Raw genomic sequence first — 18,590 nt, 5'->3', positions numbered from 1 at the left:
GCTTACTCGCTTACTCGCTACAGAATCACAGTCTTATTGCCGTAAACAAACACATGATCGTTGATCACCTTGTTTAGTGCTTTGCTCAACACGTTCTTCTCAACGTCACGACCCGCTTGAGCCATATCTTTCGCACTGAAGTTGTGATCCACCGGGATTACGTCTTGCTTAATAATTGGACCTTCATCCAAGTCATTAGTCACGAAGTGTGCCGTTGCACCAATGATCTTCACGCCGCGTTCATACGCTTGCTGATATGGCTTGGCACCAATGAAAGCAGGCAAGAAGCTGTGGTGAATGTTGATGATCTTATGGTTGTATTTTTCAACAAATCCCGGAGTCAGTACACGCATGTACTTAGCTAAAACTAGGTAGTCCGCTTGATACTGGTCAATCACTTCCAACATTTTCTGTTCATGCTCTTCACGATTAAGACCTTCGTGTGAAACGTGGTGGTATGGGATATCGAAGCGCTCGGTGAGGCTTTGCAAAATGTCGTAGTTACCGACAACCGCGGCAATTTCAACATCTAAGCTACCATCGAAATTCTTCATCAGAATATCACCTAGACAGTGCGCTTCTTTGGTCACTAGCACTACAATACGTTTGCGTGATGAACCCATTAGCTTGCGCTTAGCATTTTCTGGCAGAGCTTGGTCTAAATCGGCAAGAAAGGTTTCGTCATTGAAATACCCTTCAAGCTCAGTACGCATAAAGAAGTGGCCGCTGGTGTTATCTACGAACTCGTTGTTGTGTACGATGTTGAGTTGGTGTTTATAACAAATGTTGGTGATCTTAGAGATCAGACCCGGCGCATCCGTGCAATGCGTGAGCAGTGTTTTCTTTTCCATTTCCATCTTACTTCCATGAAATATTTTTATTCTTCAAAAATTTATACAGCCTGTCGAACGGTGAACTGAGCCGCAATATCACCGTTATAATTAATCTATTATCAAGTTGGTTTCAACAAAATATACCGATGAATTATCGCTTTCATAAATATCTACCAAGATAACCATCGGCATGGTTTGTCTCTAACTCCAGCCGCCGTTCTTGATACGCTGGGGTTGAACATCCGCTTTACACCAACAGAGGTAAGACTTATGGACAAAGAGCTATTGGCAAAAAAACTCTACTGTAAACGCGTTAGTTCACTAATGGGTGATGCTCAACTTGATGACAACGTACTGGACGAAATGTGGGACAGTAAGACGTCGCCATCGAATGCCGTTAAGACCTTACAAACGCCAGAGCCCGCATTTGAAGGCGCGCCATGGCTCTCTCGTTATCTGAATCGTAAATAGATTTCTTTGGGCTTAATCTCGGATCATTCTCGAGCCTAAACGAAACACCTCCGGTGCGGATGCATTCTTGATTCGCGCCGGCTCACCAAACCTGCCATACTTCGCTCTCTGAATTTCTCAACTCGTACACGGTTTTCTTCAAGCTCGTAAATTATGATATCCAAAACGTTTTCTGCTGATGGCGCGCTAGGTAAAGCGATTCCGGGGTTTCAGCCACGACAAGCTCAGCTTGATATGGCTGAGGCGGTTTCCAATGCAATCAAAGATCAAAGCCAGCTGGTGGTCGAAGCTGGGACGGGTACCGGCAAAACTTTTGCTTACTTGGTGCCGGCGTTATTGAGCGGCAAGAAAACCATCATTAGTACGGGTTCCAAAAACCTCCAAGAGCAGCTTTTTCACCGTGACCTTCCGTTAATGACCGATGCGCTCGGTTTCTACGGGCAAGTTGCATTGCTAAAAGGTCGCTCTAACTATCTGTGTTTGGACAGACTCAGTCGTCAGATGGTTGAAAGCCACGGCACCCATACCGACCCAACGCTACTTGCACAGTTGGTGAAAGTGCGCAGTTGGTCGTCGTCAACGCAAACGGGTGACCTTGGCGATTGTGATGATATCGCTGAAGACAGCCCAATTATCCCGACAATTACCTCAACTAACGACAACTGCTTGGGTAAAGAGTGCCCAAGTTATACCGACTGTTTTGTGCTTAAAGCGCGTAAAAAAGCCATGGATTCCGATGTGGTGGTGGTAAACCATCACCTGTTTTTGGCAGATTTAGCAATTAGAGAAACCGGCTTCGGTGAGCTGATCCCTGATGCAGACGTGTTTATTTTCGATGAAGCCCATCAACTGCCAGATATTGCGAGTGAGTATTTTGGTCAGTCAGTATCGAGCCGTCAGATCCACGAACTCGCAAAAGACATTGAGATTGGCTATCGCACTGAAGCCAAGGATATGCGCCAGCTACAAAAAGTGGGTGATAGGCTTGTCCAGGCAGCATCTGACTTGAGGATTGTTTTGGGTGATACTGGCTTTCGAGGCAATTGGCGTGAAGCTCTGAAGTCTGAATCGATTGCTCGTGAACTGGTGCGCATGCAAGACGCTCTGCAGTTGGCGGTTGATGTTCTTAAGCTGGCTCTTGGGCGTAGCCAATTATTAGATACCGCGTTTGAGCGTGCCACTTTGATTAAGGCTCGTATCGAGCGAGTTTGTGATGTCTCAATTACCGGTTATTCATATTGGTACGATACGACTCCTCGTCATTTTGCACTGCACATTACACCGCTGTCAGTGGCGGATAAGTTCCATGAACAGATTGAGCTCAAACCCGGAGCATGGATCTTCACATCGGCAACGCTCGCGGTATCGGATGACTTTGACCACTTTACCTCTCGTCTTGGTTTAAAACCGAGTCAGCAGTTTTCGCTGCCAAGCCCGTTTGATTATCCGAAACAAGCGCGTTTGTGTGTGCCTCGCTACTTACCTGAGCCTAATAGTCCGGGACTCGCGGATAAACTGGTGCGCATGTTGGCTCCTGTGATTGAGCAGAACCAAGGTCGTTGTTTCTTCCTTTGTACCTCACACAGCATGATGCGCGAACTCGGCGAACGCTTTAGAGAAACGTTGAGCGTTCCAGTATTGCTACAAGGGGAAACCAGTAAGCAAAAAACCTTGGCTGAGTTTATGGAGTTGGGTAACGCGTTGCTGGTGGCGACTGGCGCATTCTGGGAGGGGATAGATGTTAGGGGCGACGCATTAAGCTGTGTTATCATCGATAAATTACCCTTTACCGCACCGGATGATCCCTTGCTTAAAGCGAGGATTGAAGATTGTAAGCTTAAAGGGGGCGATCCGTTTGCTCAGGTACAATTGCCTGATGCGGTGATCACCCTAAAGCAAGGTGTGGGGCGATTGATCCGAGATAAGAGCGACAGCGGCGCACTGATCATTTGTGATAATCGCTTAGTGACTCGGGATTATGGTGGCATTTTCCTTGGGAGTTTACCTCCTATTCCACGCACCCGAGACTTAGGGATAATTAAAGAATTTCTAGCCAAAGCAAGCGAATCCTAGCTGAGCTTTGGACACTGTTTTTAGATTTAGATAACGATATTTGAGACACAAATGAGCGCAAAAATTCTTGCAGTAGATACAGCAACGGAAAACTGTTCAGTAGCATTGATGGTGGGAGAGCAGGTTTTCTCTCGCAGTGAAGTAGCACCACGTGACCATACTAAGAAAGTCCTACCTATGGTTGATGAAGTACTGAAAGAAGCGGGTTTAACCTTAGCTGAGGTTGATGCGATTGCATTTGGTCAAGGTCCAGGTAGTTTCACTGGTGTTCGTATCGGTATCGGTATTGCACAAGGCTTGGCGTTCGGCGCTGACCTGCCAATGATTGGTGTTTCGACACTTGAGGCCATGGCGCAATCAAGCTACCGCCAGTTTGGGGATACCCACGTCGCAAGTGCGATTGATGCTCGTATGAGCGAAGTATACTGGGCTCGCTACAGTCGTGAGCAAGATGGTCGCTGGTCTTTGGTTGACGAAGAGTGTGTTATTCCGCCACAAGAGCTTGTAAACCAAATCGAAAAAGACCAAAACACTTGGGCAAAAGTGGGTACAGGTTGGGCGGCGTACGCAGAACACATGGATACGCTATCATTAACAACAAAGCAGAGCGAAGTGCTTTACCCAGAAGCGCAAGATATGGCGTTTATCGCTCAGTTTGCCTTTGCAGCAGGCAAAGCGGTTCCAGTTGAAGAGTCTGAGCCTGTTTATCTGCGTGATAAAGTGGCGTGGAAAAAGCTTCCTGGTCGTGAATAGTTTCTCGAGCTGTAAATAAGCTTTTGAGTTATTAATAAAAAAACGTCATAACTTTTACAAGGTTCTGATAACCCATGACTCTAAATAGCGCATATTTAGAGTCATACCGAGGCAGAGATTGAGTGAATGGTATCAATTAATGGTTTACCTCCTTCAGCGATAGGCAATACATCTAAGACCAATCGCACCAACAAGAAGAATCAGGTAAAGAAAACCGATGCAAAGACCTCAGTGGGGCAACCCAGTAAGGTCGCCAATGCTGTCTCGCACTCTATTCGTCACGTTCAAGAATCGGATATTCACCGTGCTCAAGTCCAGTACGACCTTCCAGAAGGGCGTGGGCGAAAAGCGATGGAAGAGTATATGGATGTTATGAATCAGGCGAAAAAAGAGGAACTTGCAAGACTCATCGGTGTCGATATTTATATATAAAAACACCAATTTATCTTCTATTTAAGGGTTAGAACCATGTCGATTTCCCCTGCAAAGCTACGCCTTTTTGCTCTTGGCTTATTCTCAGTCTTATTGGTTGGGTGTTCATCGCTACCGACCGAACTTGAAGCCTCTTCAGAACCAGTCATTACAGATTATCAACAGTGGGTAGATCAACTTCCTGATGCCAAAGACGTGCGTTTGGGCGGTGTGATTGCCAAGGTAACTAACCTTAAAGATAAATCACGTGTAGAAGTGGTTAACATGCCAATTTCTAGCAGCGGTAAGCCTGATCTCGATGCAGAGCCAAGCGGTCGTTTTGTTGCTTACGTAGATGGCTATGTCGAGCCACTGAGTTTTGCTGAAGGTCGTTTGGTGACGTTTGTTGGCCAATCTGCAGGTTCAGAAGACGGCAAGATTGGTGAGTTCCCATATACTTTCCCAGTAATGAATGTCGATAATCAGCGCCTATGGCAAATCACAGAGCGTGTGATTGTGAACGATTTCGCACCGACTTATTACTCGTGCCGCAGCCTACATTGTCGTAGCTTCCACACCATGCCAAGACAAGGCCGAGTGGTACAAGACGTCGAGTAATCCGGTGATTTAACATCTCATCTGGATATTTAAGATTAAGGACTGATCACAACGGATGATTGAAAAATCTTATTCACTTCCGAGTGGCACTATGGTGTACCAAGAGCTTGGAAACCTCGAAACGGCCGCATTGACGGTCGTTTTTGTTCATGGGTGGCTAGATAACGCTGCCAGTTTCACCTCCTTAATGCAGGCAATGCATACTCAATCGAACCACTATCACCTCGTGGCTATCGACCTGTTTGGGCATGGACACTCCTCGCACAAAGCCGGCAGTTATTACCCTTTTCATGACTACATCGATGATTTACATCAGTTGGTGGGTAAATTATCGCCAAACAGACTGGTACTAGTAGGACATTCGCTTGGTGCATTGATCGCAAGTTGCTATAGTGCCGCCTTTCCTGAAATGGTGTCGGGATTAATCCAAATTGAAGGTCATGGACCTCTTTCTGAAGCTCCCCAAGCAGCAGTCTCTCGTTTGCGAGATGGGGTACTCAGTCGTCAAAGACAGCGACGAAAGCCTTCACGTCCATTAGCCAGTCTAGAGGACGCCATTAAACTGAGATCTCATGCTAATCAAATTGCACCAAACTTGATCGCCCCTGTTGTGATTCGGGGAATTGAACAATTTGAGGGCGTTTGGCAGTGGCGCAGCGACCCAAAATTGAAGTGTGATTCGGTTTATAGGATGTCTCAGGCGCACGCCGATGCGATAAATGAGGCGATAGAATGCCCTCAATTGATAATTTTGGGGAATGAAGGATTTAAGGATTTACAGCATAATCGCTACAAATCTACTCAAAATCCCCCAATTATCGAGATGATTTCAGGCGGACATCATTGTCATTTAGAGAACCCAGAGTCAGTTTCTGAACTAATTCTTGGTGTAGTTAACAAAATTTAAACAAGTGTTTGAGCCTTTTAGTGCTCATGCACTAAAGCTGTGCTGTAATATCGCCATGATAAATAGCGGCGAAACAGTCGTCAGCTGATAAACGAGGAGTAACATCGTGGATAAACCTTGGCTTTCACGTTATCCAAGTGACGTACCAGAAACGATCAACCCAGATCAGTACCCATCTTTAGTTGAAATGTTCGAGCAGTCAGTACAGAAGTACGCTGACCAACCTGCATTCGAAAACATGGGCTCTATCATGACTTTCCGCAAGCTTGAAGAGCGCAGCCGCGCATTCGCCGCTTACCTACAAAATGATCTGAAGCTGAAGAAGGGCGATCGTGTCGCTCTGATGATGCCAAACCTGCTGCAATACCCAATTGCTCTATTTGGTGTGCTGCGTGCTGGTATGATTGCAGTTAACGTAAACCCTCTGTATACGCCACGTGAACTTGAGCATCAACTGAATGACTCTGGCGCAAAAGCGATTGTTATCGTCTCGAACTTTGCGAGCACACTGGAGAAAGTTGTCGATAACACGCCAGTGAAACACGTGGTACTGACGAGCCTTGGCCAAATGCTGCCGCGCGCGAAGGGTACGATTGTCGATTTCGTGGTGAAATACGTTAAAGGCATGGTACCTAAGTACGATCTGCCGGGTGCTATTTCGTTCCGTAAGGCGCTGCATAAAGGCCGCCGTCTACAGTATGTAAAACCATTTATGTCTGGTGATGATATCGCCTTCCTTCAGTACACAGGTGGTACAACGGGTGTGGCGAAAGGCGCAATCCTAACGCACCGCAATATGATCGCGAACGTTCTACAAGCGAAAGGGGCTTATGGTCCAGTTCTGCAAGAAGGTCGTGAGCTGGTTGTAACAGCACTGCCGCTTTACCACGTTTTCGCACTGACAGTGAACTGCTTACTGTTCGTAGAAATGGGTGGTCGTAACTTACTGATTACTAACCCTCGCGATATTCCGGGCTTCATCAAAGAGCTACAGAAAGTACCATTCACGGCGATTACGGGTGTAAATACGCTGTTCAATGCACTTGTGAACAACGAAGACTTCCATGAACTAGACTTCAGCAACCTGCGCTTATCTGTTGGTGGCGGTATGGCGGTTCAACGCGCTGTTGCCGAGCAATGGAAGAAAGCGACAGGTATTCACCTATTAGAAGGTTATGGCCTAACGGAGTGTTCTCCATTGGTGACAGGTAACCCTTACGATCTAAAAGATTACACCGGTGCTATCGGCTTGCCGGTACCTTCGACCGATGTTCGCATCATTGATGACGAAGGTAATGTGGTAGCCAACGACCAAGTCGGTGAACTGCAAGTTCGTGGTCCACAAGTGATGCAAGGCTACTGGCAGCGTCCTGAAGCGACTAAAGAAGTGATCGATCATGACGGTTGGTTATCAACAGGTGACATCGTGAAGTTTGACGATGAGGGCCTGCTACACATTGTTGACCGCAAGAAAGACATGATTCTTGTGTCTGGCTTTAACGTTTACCCGAACGAGATTGAAGATGTGGTTGCGCTACATGGTCAAGTGCTAGAAGTTGCGGCTATCGGTCAACCTCATGAAGTCTCGGGTGAATTGGTTAAGATCTACGTTGTGAAGCGCGACCCAAGCCTAACTAAAGAAGACGTGATTGCACATTGTCGCGAACACCTAACTGGTTACAAGGTGCCAAAATTGGTTGAGTTCCGTGATGAACTGCCTAAGACCAACGTAGGTAAGATCTTGCGTCGTGTATTACGTGAAGAGAACGATGCTGAGCTTGCGAAGCGTGCCAGCGAATAACTGATGGTCATACCGCTTAAACTAAGCGGTAGTCTTAAATTAGTGATAGAATGCCGACAGTGATTGTCGGCATTTTTGTATCCGGCAGATAAATTCAACCAGTGAGAGTTTTTGTGAACTATCAAATCATTACCCAATTGAAAGACCTTGAACGTGTATGTCAGCAAGCCCGTGAAGCCGATGTTGTTATGCTTGATACGGAGTTTGTTCGAACCCGAACGTATTACCCGCAATTAGGTTTGATTCAGTTATTTGATGGTGAAACCCTGTCTTTGATTGACCCAATCGCACTGGACGAGATGACGCCATTTGTCTCGCTACTTAAAGATGCTTCGGTGTTAAAAGTACTGCACGCATGTGGTGAAGACTTAGAAGTGTTCCAAAACGCGTTTGGCTGCACACCTACGCCAATGGTAGATACTCAGATCATGGCTGCATTCTTAGGTCATGGCTTGTCAACGGGCTTTGCCGCTCTAGTATCAGAGTTTGTCGGTATCGACCTTGATAAGAGTGAATCACGCACCGATTGGCTGGCACGCCCACTGTCACAAAAGCAGCTCGACTACGCAGCGGCGGATGTTTACTACCTAATGCCAATGTACAACAAGTTACTTGAGAAGGTGATGGAAGCAGGCTGGTGGGATGCCGCTCAGCAAGAGTCTGATCTGCAAGTGAGCAAGCGTATTCGCTCTGTAGAGCCAGAAAAAGCGTACCTTGATATCAAAGGCGCTTGGCAGTTGAAACCAAAGCAACTGGCGATCCTAAAGCCGCTAGCAACGTGGCGTCTAAAAGAAGCGATTAAGCGTGACCTAGCATTGAACTTCATCTTTAAAGAGCAAGATCTTTGGGCAGTGGCTCGCTTTGCGATTAAGAATCCAAAGCGCATGGAAGAAGAGGGCTTTGATTTCCGCTCTGTTCGTCGTCATGGTGCGAAAATCAGCTCGATTGTGAAGCTGGCAGAGCACACGCCAGAGGAAGAGTACCCAGCGGTTGTTGAGCGTCTGATGGACTTTCCAGGTTACAAGCAGGTGTTTAAGGTTCTAAAAGACGAAGTGAAGAAAGCGTCACAACACAGCGGTTTGGCAACGGAATTTATCGCTTCTAAGAAGCAGCTTAACCAAGTGTTAAGTTGGGTTTGGAAACACGATCGTAATCCAGAAAAAATGCCGGATGTGATGCAAGGCTGGCGTTTAGAGATTGCGGGTGAGAAATTGGATAAGCTGATTAAGTAGTCGGTTTTCTGATAATCAGATAGAGAAAGGGGTAAAGCACCGTCGCTTTACCCCTTTTTTTATCATTATGATTTGTCGTCGCTGTTAGACGTTTCTTTCTCTTTGGCTTCAGCCAGTTGCTGTTCCAATTCCATAATTCTTATTTCAGCTTCGAGTTCAGCGACGCGTTTTTCTGCATCACTACGGTTATCTTGTGAGTGACCATCCGCTAGAACCTGAGTGTTTTTACTTTGGCGAGAGTCATCAAGGTCTTTCATTGAGCCTGCAACACCACCGGTCACACCACCGGCTACAGCACCTTTTACCGCAAGGCTTGGCTCACCGGTTAATGCGCCTAAGGTTGCCCCAACTAACGCGCCTCCAGCTGCACCTCTATTTCGTGCCGCATTTTCATTGTCTGCATCCATTCCAGTTGAACTACATCCAGTAACAACAAATGCCGCGGTAAGAATGATGGCTTTAATTTTATTGTTTAGATAAGTCATAGTTGTGCTCTTCGTTTGTTGGGTACGGGATAAGAGTACAAAAAAACATCGACCTTGGATAATGACGACTACTTATATGAATAATAACCCCCAGTTATCATTCATAGTTGGAATGGGTGTGGGCTAGATATTAAAACGGCCCACTGCAAATCAGTGAGCCGTTTCGATAGGGAGTGATAACTAGAAGAGGAACTACTTATCGTCTTCAGGCAGTTTCACGTTAAGCTCAAGAACCGAGATGTCGTCGTCCTTGTGCTCAAAAGAGAGGTCAACCATCGATGGATCAACTTCCACGTACTTAGCGATACACTTTAAGATGTCTTCTTTAAGTTGTGGTAGGTACGAAGGTGCAGGATCGTCATGGCTGCGACGCTCTGCAACGATGATCTGCAAACGCTCTTTCGCTAGGTTAGCTGTGGTTTTCTTCTGTGGTCTAAAAAACTCTAGTAGTGACATAGTTGATTAGCCCCCGAATAGTCGTTTGAAGATGCCTTTCTTCTCTTCCGTTAGGAAGCGGAAGTCCACTTGGCTGCCTAGAAGGCGGTCTACAGTATCGCTGTAAGCCATGCCTGCGTCGGTCGCTTCGTCAAAGATAACTGGAACACCTTTGTTTGATGCGTTTAGTACCGCTTGGCTCTCTGGGATAACACCTAGCAGAGAAATATGCAGGATCTCTTCCACATCTTCTACACTCAACATCTCACCTTGGGTAACGCGTGCTGGGTTGTAGCGAGTTAGAAGTAAGTGCGTTTTCACTGGCTCTAAGCCTTCTTCAGAGCGGCGAGACTTAGAATCCAGAATACCTAGAATACGGTCTGAATCTCGTACCGAAGAAACCTCTGGGTTCGTTGTTACAATCGCTTCATCCGCAAAGTAAAGTGCCATCAAAGCACCTTGCTCGATACCTGCTGGTGAATCACAGATGATGAAGTCGAAGCCCATTTCATCTAACTCATCAAATACACGACGAACACCGTCTTTGGTCAGTGCGTCTTTATCACGAGTTTGAGAAGCCGGAAGAATGAACAGGTTCTCTGTGCGCTTATCTTTGATCATCGCTTGGTTAAGCGTAGCTTCGCCATTGATAACGTTAACGAAATCGTAAACGACACGACGCTCACAGCCCATGATAAGATCAAGGTTACGCAGACCAATATCAAAGTCGATAACTGCTGTTTTCTTTCCCTTCAAAGCTAAACCTGAGGCAATAGCTGCACTGGAGGTAGTTTTACCAACACCGCCTTTACCTGACGTTACAACGATAATGCGTGCCATTATTTTTTCCTTTTATTTCTTTATAGTGCGAGTACGTCAACACGTAGTACGTCGTTGTCCATGCTGAACATGGTCTTCTTCTGCCAGTACTCGCTTTCAATTTGATCGCTGAGCCAGTAGTTGCCTGCAATGGAAACCAGCTCGGCTTGTAAATCGTTACAGATAATCTTTGCTTCAGTTTGACCGCTTGCGCCTGCAATTGCGCGGCCGCGTAATGTGCCATGAATATGAATACTGCCATCCGCAATCACTTCCGCTCCAGCACTCACGTGACTCAAAATTAATAGGTCACCATCTTTAGCATAGACCTGTTGTCCAGAACGAATCGGAGTTCTTACCACTTTTGTGGGCGCCATCTTAGCCGGAGCCTGTGAAGGGGACTTGCTGGCCGTCATTACAGCGAAACCAGCTTCTTTTGCTAGGTTTTGCATGCGTTTATCAGAACAGCCCGTTACGCCGACAGGGATCATACCTGCTTGAGATATGCCGTTTTTAAGTTGGAGGAAGTCGATATCACCGGCAACTTGGCTGATGTTAATTACCACAGGAGCTGCAGCAAAAAAGTTTGGTGCTTGGTCGACTTTTTCTTGAAGGAATGACGCTGCATTTTCGACGTTATCATCGGATAAGTGCAAGACAGATAGCGTGAAGCTGCTACCTTTTAGATCTGGGTTACTAGACATCGAAAACTACAGGACCTCAATAACGGTTGGCTACAATTTCTTTCATCTTTACGATAAAGGGCATTGCCTGAAACTAGGTTTATCATGTTATATTCCCAGACCAAGCACAGCAAGTGATCTTGTTGTCAAATGGACGTTTTGTTCCCAATATTTCACCAACATAAACTATTGATCTCGCATGTGAGAGTTTTGTAGTCATAAACATTTAGAAAAGGTTTGTCATGCTGTGTTCTATATATAAAAGCTCAAAAAAAGAAGGAACATACCTTTATATCCCTAAGAAGGATGATTTTTCACAAGTTCCTGACGCATTGATGCAAATGTTTGGTAAACCTAGCTTCGTAATGGTCATCAAAATGGATGGTCGTAAATTGGCACAAGTGAACATCGATAAAGTTCGCGAGTCTCTATTAAATGACGGTTTCTTTTTACAAGTACCGCCACCACCAGTGAATGAACTTGAGCTGTATAAAGAGCGTAAGGCTCAACAAAACGCTCAAGATGAAGAGTAGTACTCATCAGATTCAGGGAGGAATGATCGTTGAGTAAATTATCGCAAACCCTAATTACCGTGTCGGCGTTGTTGGCCGGCAGTGCATTGGCTCCATTGCATGCTAACGAATTAAGCTTTGAACAGTTTGTTGAGAAGCTGAAAAAGCAAGGCTCAGAGCAAGGCATCTCTCAATCGATCATCGACCAAGCCTTTGACGGCGTGACGTTTAAACCGCGCGCGGTAAAAGCAGATAAAAATCAACCAGAGAAAAAGCTCACACTCGACGAGTATATCCCAAGAGCGGTTCCCGCTTGGAAGGTGAAGCAGGCGCAGTCGCTTTATGATAAGCACCACACTGAGCTGAAACGCATTGGCGATGAGTACGGTGTTCAACCGCGCTTTATTGTGGCGTTATGGGGTGTTGAGAGTAACTTCGGTACTTTTACTGGTAATTACCGCGTGATCGATGCGCTTACCACCATGGCTTACGAAGGGCGCCGTGAGGCTTTCTTTACCAAAGAAGCGATGGCAGCACTGACCATTCTAGAAGAGGGGCACATTAAGCCTCAGGACATGAAAGGGTCGTGGGCTGGCGCAATGGGGCAACCTCAGTTTATGCCAAGCTCGTTCTTAGCGTATGCTGCAGACGGGAATGGTGATGGTAAGAAGGATATTTGGAATACCGAAGCCGATGTTTTTGCCTCTGCGGCGAATTATCTGAGCCAGTCAGGTTGGGATGATAAGTACACATGGGGCAGACAGGTAAAAGTGCCGGCGAATATCTCTCTAGATATGCAGGGCCGCTCGGAAGAGAAAGGTAAGTACCTTCAAGAGTGGTCAAAGCTGGGTATTACGCGCTTTGATGGCAGCCCACTGCCCAAGCTTGATGAAGATATTAAAGCTTGGCTGATCATGCCGGATGACCAAACCGGGCGCTCTTACTTGGTTTACAACAACTACAATGTACTGATGAAGTGGAATCGTTCGTACTACTTTGCACTGGCAGTGAGTCACCTCGCTGATCGAATTAAGTTTAAATAGCTTAAGTTTAAAGAAAGCAACCAAGGCAAAGCGGCATAAGCCAACAGATTAAAAAGGACTCTTCGGAGTCCTTTTGTTTTTTTAGTAAATAGTGTTCCAGATTAATGGCTTATTTTAGATAGGCCGTTTTTAAGTTAGATAGAGGGCAAACGAGTGTTAACAGACAGAGCGGCACAAATGGTGATCTTCCACGCCTTGATTAAGCATGGCGGTTTTACCAGTGCAGCGAAGAGCTTAAATGTATCGGTATCGCACATCAGTAAGCAGATCGCACTGTTGGAAGACAACATTGGGATTAAGCTGGTTCAGCGTACGACGCGCAGCCTCACGTTGACCGAAGCGGGTGAAGTGTTTTATCAGCACTGTGAGCAGTTGTTTGGTACGCTCAAGGCCGCACAAATGGACATGGAAAGTCAGCGTGATGATGTCTCTGGTAAGTTGCGAGTTGGTATCTCACAATCGTTCGGTACTTTGCATGTCATTCCCGCTATTGATCAGTTACGTCAGCTCTATCCACAGCTCAAAGTTGAGGTTCACTTGTTCGATTACAAAGTGGATATGATCGAAGAACGCTTGGATCTTTGGATCACCAACAATGAAGAGTTGCCGGAAGGCTACATTGCTCAGCGATTAGCAGACAGCCAGTTTGTGGTTGCGGCATCACCGGACTACTTGATCAAAGCAGGTACGCCGAGTTGCCCTTCGGATCTGAGCGACCACAACTGCCTTATCTATCGTAGCCGTGAGCGTGATTATACCTCTTGGGCGTTCGATAACGGACAAGAAAGTTTATGTGTCACCGTTAGTGGTGATTACTCTGTCGATCTAGCAGAGGCGGTAAGAGACGCAGCTGTGGCAGGTTGGGGAATTGCCTATCTTGCGACTTATCTTGTTAAAGAGGAGTTTCGCAGTGGTCAGCTAATTCAGGTATTACCTGAGTGGAAAGCCAGTCAGATCATGCCATTTTTTGCTGTCTATCCAAGCCGCAAGAACATGCCAAAGAAGCTATCCACGGTGATTGAGTTCCTGAAACAGCACATTGGTTCTCCGACGTATTGGGATAAAAATCTGAAAACTTGCGTTGAATTACACCGCTAACTGTCGCTGTTTTTGAAAATATAGTTTCCATATGGAAAAAGTATTAAAAATAATCAATAAAATTTTAATTAATTCAATGAGTTATATATTTGGTGCTTAAATGGACTGTTAAGCCAACATCCATGTAACAACCGCTGCTTGTCGCAAACGGTTTCCTCTATACAATGCGTCGCCTTTCCTACTACAACTTTTCAGGTTTGACGTATATGGCATCTCTAATTGGAATTATTACTCTTCTAGTAATCGCTTGGTTACTATCTACGGACAGAAAAAATATTCAGCTAAGAACGGTGTCTCTTGCTTTCATACTTCAGGTTTCATTTGCACTGCTTGTGCTTTACGTACCTATGGGCAAAGACGTTCTTAACGGCGTGACGGGTGCGGTTTCGAGCTTAATCAACTACGGCCAAGAGGGCATTGGTTTCCTATTTGGTGGCCTAACCAACAGTGGCTTTGTATTTGCGATTAACGTACTCGGCATCATCATTTTCTTTTCGGCTCTGATTTCAGGTCTGTACCATATTGGTTTCATGCCAAAAGTGATCAACTTGATTGGCGGCGCATTGCAAAAGCTGTTGGGCACTAGCCGAGCGGAATCACTGTCTGCAACGGCGAACATCTTCGTCGGCATGATTGAAGCGCCATTGGTGGTTAAGCCTTACCTAAAGCATATGACGGATTCTCAGCTGTTTGCTGTGATGACCTGTGGCCTAGCGTCTGTAGCGGGTGGCACACTAGTCGGCTACGCATCTCTGGGCGTTGATCTAAATTATCTGATTGCAGCCGCGTTCATGTCTGCGCCTGCGGGTCTACTAATGGCTAAGATTTTGGTTCCAGGTAGTGCAAATGAAACTCAAGAGAGCATCGAGTCTGATGTCGAAATTCCACGAGCAACTAACGTAGTTGAGGCAATGGCAGATGGGGCTATGTCTGGACTTCGTATTGCAGTCGCAGTGGGTGCAACACTTCTTGCTTTTGTCAGCGTGATTGCAATGCTGAATGGCATGCTAGGTGCAGTTGGTGACTGGTTCGGCGTGGACCTGAGCTTCGAACTTATCCTAGGTTATGTGTTTGCACCCGTTGCATGGCTGATTGGTGTGCCGTGGAACGAAGCGATTGTGGCGGGCTCACTGATTGGTAATAAGATCGTTGTGAATGAGTTTGTTGCCTTCATTCAGCTAATGGAAGCCAAAGAAGCACTGAGCGAACACTCACAAGCTATCGTCACCTTTGCACTGTGTGGTTTTGCGAATATCTCAACCATGGCGATCCTGATCGGTGGTTTAGGTAGCTTAGTACCAGAGCGTCGCTCATTCATCTCTCAATACGGCTTCCGTGCAATTTGTGCTGGCGTGTTGGCGAACTTGATGAGCGCTTCGATTGCGGGTGTGGCTCTGTCGCTGTAACTCTTATTTATATTGCGATAATTCTTATCTATTATCGACAGATACCTAACTGATAAGTCACAACAATTCTCAGTTGATGTGACAATGAGAGCCTATAATTCAAAAACATAGGCTTTCATATTCAGATTAAGCCTGTGCCACGGATGTGGTGCAGGCTTTAGGGGATCAAATGGACTTATCCATCGCTTCGTCTTTGGCTCTAATAGGGCTTCTCTCCTTGGCTTGTCAGCTGCTCGGCTGGCGCTTAAAGCTTCCTGCTATTCTTCCTCTGCTTGTTGTTGGATTGCTGCTTGGTCCTGGACTCGGCGTGATTGATCCAGACGCCATCTTTGGTGACGTACTGTTCCCACTTATCTCATTGGGTGTCGCCATTATCCTGTTTGAAGGCGCCTTAACGCTCAACTTTAAAGAGATCCGTGGTCATGGGCGCATGGTGACCCATCTTGTCAGTATCGGCACTCTGATCACTTGGGTATGTATCGTCTTAGCGGCGCATTGGTTTGTTGGCTTTAGTTGGCCCTTAGCTTGTCTGTTTGCCGCATTAGTTGTGGTGACAGGCCCTACTGTTATTGTTCCCATGCTCAGAAGTATTCAGCCCAAATCAGAGCTAGGCAGTATTCTTCGTTGGGAAGGGATCGTTATCGACCCAATAGGCGCGCTATTTGCCGTGTTGGTGTATGAATTTATCGTCTCATCCGCGGATCCAACAGGTCATGTGCTGTCAGCCCTAGGTTTGACCCTAGTGATTGGTTTGGGCTTTGGGTCTATCGTAGGCTATTTGATTGCAAAGATGCTGCAGGGGCATTGGATCCCACACTATTTAAGAAATGTCGCGGTATTAACATTGATGCTGGGCGCATTCTCTTTTTCGAATGACATGGTCGAAGAATCCGGATTATTGACGGTGACGATTATGGGGATTTGGCTCGCCAACGTTAAAGGGCTTGATCTGGATGACATCATCGAGTTCAAAGAGACGCTAACCGTACTGCTCATTTCAGCGCTGTTTATCTTGCTTGCTAGTCGTTTGGACTCTTCGGCATTTTTGTCTGTAGGCTGGGGAGGATTAGGTTTGCTGGCGGTGGTGATGTTGATTGCTCGACCACTCAGCGTGTGGGTGAGCGGGATTGGCACCGATCTGACTTCCGCCGATAAGTGGTTCTTAAGCTGGATGGCACCTCGCGGGATAGTCGCGGCGGCGGTCTCGTCATTATTTGCGATAAAGCTGCAAGAGAAAGGTATTCTCTCTGGGGCCGATTTGTTGGTACCTATGGTGTTTTTGGTGATCATTGGTACCGTGGTGATTCAAAGCCTGACGGCCAGTTGGTGGGCTAAGAAACTTGGTGTGACTCAGGGAAAAGCAGAAGGGGTACTATTTTTTGGTGCGACCCATTTTGCTAGGGAGCTGGCGAAGGTATTGCAGCAACATGAGATAAATAGTGTCTTGGCCGATACCAACTGGGAAAGCATCCGTTTGGCGCGAATGGATAACCTCAATACCTACTTTGGCAACCCAGCATCGGCCCACGCTGAAAACTATTTGGAGCTTGATGGAGTAGGGCGAGCAATGATCGTGTCGCCTTATAGGCAGATGAACCCTTTGGTCAGTCGACACTATCGCGATGAGTTTGGTGACAACAAGGTATTTGAGCTTGAGTATTCTCAATCAAAACATGAAAGGCACCTAATCAACAGTAGCGATAATACACCGCTGTTCTTTGAAGGCGTGACTTATTCGAAACTTAGCTCATTGATGGCTCAGGGAAGTCAAATAAAGAGCACAGGATTAACAGACGCGTTCACCTATGAACAATTTCAGGCGCATTACCCTAAGGCTATTCCGTTGTGTGTTGTGAGTGATGGCAGGTTGCGCCTTATCACGCAAGGGAGTGACATCAGTAAACTAATCCAACCTCCTTGCGAGGTGATCAGCCTATTACCACCAGACAGCGAAATTTGATTTGCCAATAAAAAAGCCGCGACAGATGGCGCGGCTTTGATGATTCTGAGTGTGTCCCGTCCTGAAGTGTGTTTACACATTAAGGACGTATTATGACTACTTCTTAGAGTGGAATTGCTCACAAGCGATCATGGTGTTTTCAATCAGGCTGGCTACCGTCATTGGGCCAACGCCACCAGGAACAGGGGTGATGAAGCTTGCGCTCTCTTTTGCGACATCATATTCCACGTCGCCAACCAGTTTGCCTGATTCTAGGCGGTTGATACCAACATCGACCACAACTGCACCCTTCTTGATCCACGCACCCGGGATGAAGTTAGGTTTACCCACGGCAACCACCACAACATCAGCTTGGCGAACGTGACCTTCTAGGTCTTTGGTAAAACGGTGACAAGTCGTCGTAGTGCAGCCCGCTAGAAGCAGTTCTAGAGTCATAGGGCGACCCACGATGTTTGATGCGCCAACAACTACAGCGTGCTTACCACGCAGATCGATGTTGTAGCGGTCAAGCAGCGTAATGATACCTTTTGGTGTACAAGAACGTAACTTAGGAATACGTTGCGCTAGACGGCCAACATTGTATGGGTGGAAGCCATCAACGTCTTTTTCTGGCGTGATTCGCTCAAGTACGTGTGTGCTGTCGATACCTGCAGGCAGTGGCAGTTGAACAAGAATGCCGTCGATCTCTGGATCTTCGTTCAATTGGTCAACTAGCGTTAATAGCTCTTCTTCTGTTGCGGTCGCTGGTAAGTCAAAAGACTTAGACACAAAACCTACTTCTTCACACGCTTTGCGTTTGCTTCCTACATAAACTTGAGAAGCTGGGTCTTCACCCACTAAAACAACCGCTAGGCCCGGAGCGCGCAAACCTGCTTCAGTACGTGCTTTTACACGCGCAGCAACTTCAGAACGAACGGTTTGAGAAATTAGCTTTCCATCAATATTTTGAGCAGTCATGAATTTCCTTAGTATTGATATTCAAGTTAGTGGCTGATGTTTTTGGCGCATTATTCCAGAAAACGTTTTTGATTTCCATCAAGCAAACGTTTG

At 46.4% G+C, this 18,590-nt stretch carries 19 protein-coding genes; 13 read left to right on the top strand and 6 right to left on the bottom strand.

All coding sequences use genetic code 11. From position 1 onward, the window contains the following. Positions 1-17: 17 nt before the first annotated feature. Positions 18-851 carry a formyltetrahydrofolate deformylase gene (gene purU / locus KI655_RS21125; protein WP_285408436.1) on the bottom strand — a complete coding sequence of 278 codons (834 nt, stop codon included), beginning with the start codon at positions 849-851 and terminating at the stop codon, positions 18-20. 252 nt (positions 852-1,103) lie between these two features. On the opposite strand from purU, the gene KI655_RS21120 reads away from it, so the two are divergent. The 8 genes from KI655_RS21120 (at position 1,104) to rnd (ending at position 9,099) form a co-directional block, all read left to right on the top strand. Beyond that, the gene (locus KI655_RS21120) at positions 1,104-1,304 is read left to right on the top strand and encodes a hypothetical protein (protein ID WP_285408435.1); all 201 of its coding nucleotides are present in this window, start codon (positions 1,104-1,106) and stop codon (positions 1,302-1,304) included. A gap of 153 nt (positions 1,305-1,457) precedes the next feature. Continuing rightward, on the top strand, positions 1,458-3,377 hold the full coding sequence (locus KI655_RS21115; protein WP_285408433.1) for an ATP-dependent DNA helicase: 1,920 nt from the start codon (positions 1,458-1,460) through the stop codon (positions 3,375-3,377). Positions 3,378-3,428: 51 nt separating this feature from the next. Further along, on the top strand, positions 3,429-4,130 hold the full coding sequence (gene tsaB / locus KI655_RS21110; RefSeq protein ID WP_285408432.1) for a tRNA (adenosine(37)-N6)-threonylcarbamoyltransferase complex dimerization subunit type 1 TsaB: 702 nt from the start codon (positions 3,429-3,431) through the stop codon (positions 4,128-4,130). A 126-nt stretch (positions 4,131-4,256) separates the two neighbouring features. Continuing rightward, the gene (locus KI655_RS21105) at positions 4,257-4,562 is read left to right on the top strand and encodes a chromosome partitioning protein ParA (protein WP_285408431.1); all 306 of its coding nucleotides are present in this window, start codon (positions 4,257-4,259) and stop codon (positions 4,560-4,562) included. 36 nt (positions 4,563-4,598) lie between these two features. Then, complete coding sequence (locus KI655_RS21100; protein WP_285408430.1) at positions 4,599-5,159, top strand: Slp family lipoprotein; 561 nt, start codon at positions 4,599-4,601, stop codon at positions 5,157-5,159. Between the two features lie 55 nt (positions 5,160-5,214). After that, positions 5,215-6,066 (top strand): alpha/beta fold hydrolase, encoded by an 852-nt coding sequence (locus tag KI655_RS21095; RefSeq protein ID WP_285408429.1) that lies wholly within the window; start codon positions 5,215-5,217, stop codon positions 6,064-6,066. A 106-nt stretch (positions 6,067-6,172) separates the two neighbouring features. Further along, entirely contained in the window at positions 6,173-7,867 is a 1,695-nt protein-coding gene (gene fadD / locus KI655_RS21090) for a long-chain-fatty-acid--CoA ligase FadD (RefSeq protein WP_285408428.1), read from the top strand. Between the two features lie 113 nt (positions 7,868-7,980). Next, on the top strand, positions 7,981-9,099 hold the full coding sequence (rnd, locus tag KI655_RS21085; RefSeq protein ID WP_285408427.1) for a ribonuclease D: 1,119 nt from the start codon (positions 7,981-7,983) through the stop codon (positions 9,097-9,099). A 65-nt stretch (positions 9,100-9,164) separates the two neighbouring features. On the opposite strand, the gene KI655_RS21080 is transcribed toward rnd, so the two are convergent. The 4 genes from KI655_RS21080 to minC all read right to left on the bottom strand — a co-directional run bounded on the left by KI655_RS21080 (position 9,165) and on the right by minC (position 11,542). Beyond that, positions 9,165-9,584 (bottom strand): glycine zipper domain-containing protein, encoded by a 420-nt coding sequence (locus KI655_RS21080; protein ID WP_285408426.1) that lies wholly within the window; start codon positions 9,582-9,584, stop codon positions 9,165-9,167. 192 nt (positions 9,585-9,776) lie between these two features. Next, positions 9,777-10,040 (bottom strand): cell division topological specificity factor MinE, encoded by a 264-nt coding sequence (gene minE, locus KI655_RS21075; RefSeq protein ID WP_032551884.1) that lies wholly within the window; start codon positions 10,038-10,040, stop codon positions 9,777-9,779. A 6-nt stretch (positions 10,041-10,046) separates the two neighbouring features. Then, positions 10,047-10,859 carry a septum site-determining protein MinD gene (minD, locus tag KI655_RS21070; RefSeq protein ID WP_285408424.1) on the bottom strand — a complete coding sequence of 271 codons (813 nt, stop codon included), beginning with the start codon at positions 10,857-10,859 and terminating at the stop codon, positions 10,047-10,049. Between the two features lie 20 nt (positions 10,860-10,879). Continuing rightward, positions 10,880-11,542, bottom strand: a complete 663-nt coding sequence (gene minC, locus KI655_RS21065) for a septum site-determining protein MinC (protein ID WP_032551886.1) — start codon at positions 11,540-11,542, stop codon at positions 10,880-10,882. A 221-nt stretch (positions 11,543-11,763) separates the two neighbouring features. On the opposite strand from minC, the gene KI655_RS21060 reads away from it, so the two are divergent. From KI655_RS21060 to KI655_RS21040, 5 genes are all read left to right on the top strand, one after another. Next, positions 11,764-12,054 carry a YcgL domain-containing protein gene (locus KI655_RS21060; protein ID WP_285408423.1) on the top strand — a complete coding sequence of 97 codons (291 nt, stop codon included), beginning with the start codon at positions 11,764-11,766 and terminating at the stop codon, positions 12,052-12,054. 29 nt (positions 12,055-12,083) lie between these two features. Then, complete coding sequence (locus KI655_RS21055; protein WP_285408422.1) at positions 12,084-13,076, top strand: lytic transglycosylase domain-containing protein; 993 nt, start codon at positions 12,084-12,086, stop codon at positions 13,074-13,076. Between the two features lie 177 nt (positions 13,077-13,253). Further along, entirely contained in the window at positions 13,254-14,174 is a 921-nt protein-coding gene (locus tag KI655_RS21050; protein WP_285408434.1) for a LysR family transcriptional regulator, read from the top strand. 206 nt (positions 14,175-14,380) lie between these two features. Beyond that, positions 14,381-15,580 carry a NupC/NupG family nucleoside CNT transporter gene (locus KI655_RS21045; RefSeq protein ID WP_285408421.1) on the top strand — a complete coding sequence of 400 codons (1,200 nt, stop codon included), beginning with the start codon at positions 14,381-14,383 and terminating at the stop codon, positions 15,578-15,580. 169 nt (positions 15,581-15,749) lie between these two features. Next, positions 15,750-17,540 carry a sodium:proton antiporter gene (locus KI655_RS21040; protein ID WP_285408419.1) on the top strand — a complete coding sequence of 597 codons (1,791 nt, stop codon included), beginning with the start codon at positions 15,750-15,752 and terminating at the stop codon, positions 17,538-17,540. A 96-nt stretch (positions 17,541-17,636) separates the two neighbouring features. Here the strand turns inward: KI655_RS21040 and folD are convergent, their stop codons facing one another. After that, on the bottom strand, positions 17,637-18,497 hold the full coding sequence (gene folD / locus KI655_RS21035) for a bifunctional methylenetetrahydrofolate dehydrogenase/methenyltetrahydrofolate cyclohydrolase FolD (RefSeq protein WP_285408418.1): 861 nt from the start codon (positions 18,495-18,497) through the stop codon (positions 17,637-17,639). Between the last annotated feature and the right edge of the window lie 93 nt (positions 18,498-18,590).

Origin of the sequence: Vibrio sp. D404a (assembly GCF_030248535.1) — a bacterium.
Taxonomy (GTDB): Bacteria; Pseudomonadota; Gammaproteobacteria; order Enterobacterales; family Vibrionaceae; genus Vibrio.
Note: the sequence above shows the minus strand (reverse complement) of the source record. Positions and strands in the feature narration are given on the sequence as shown.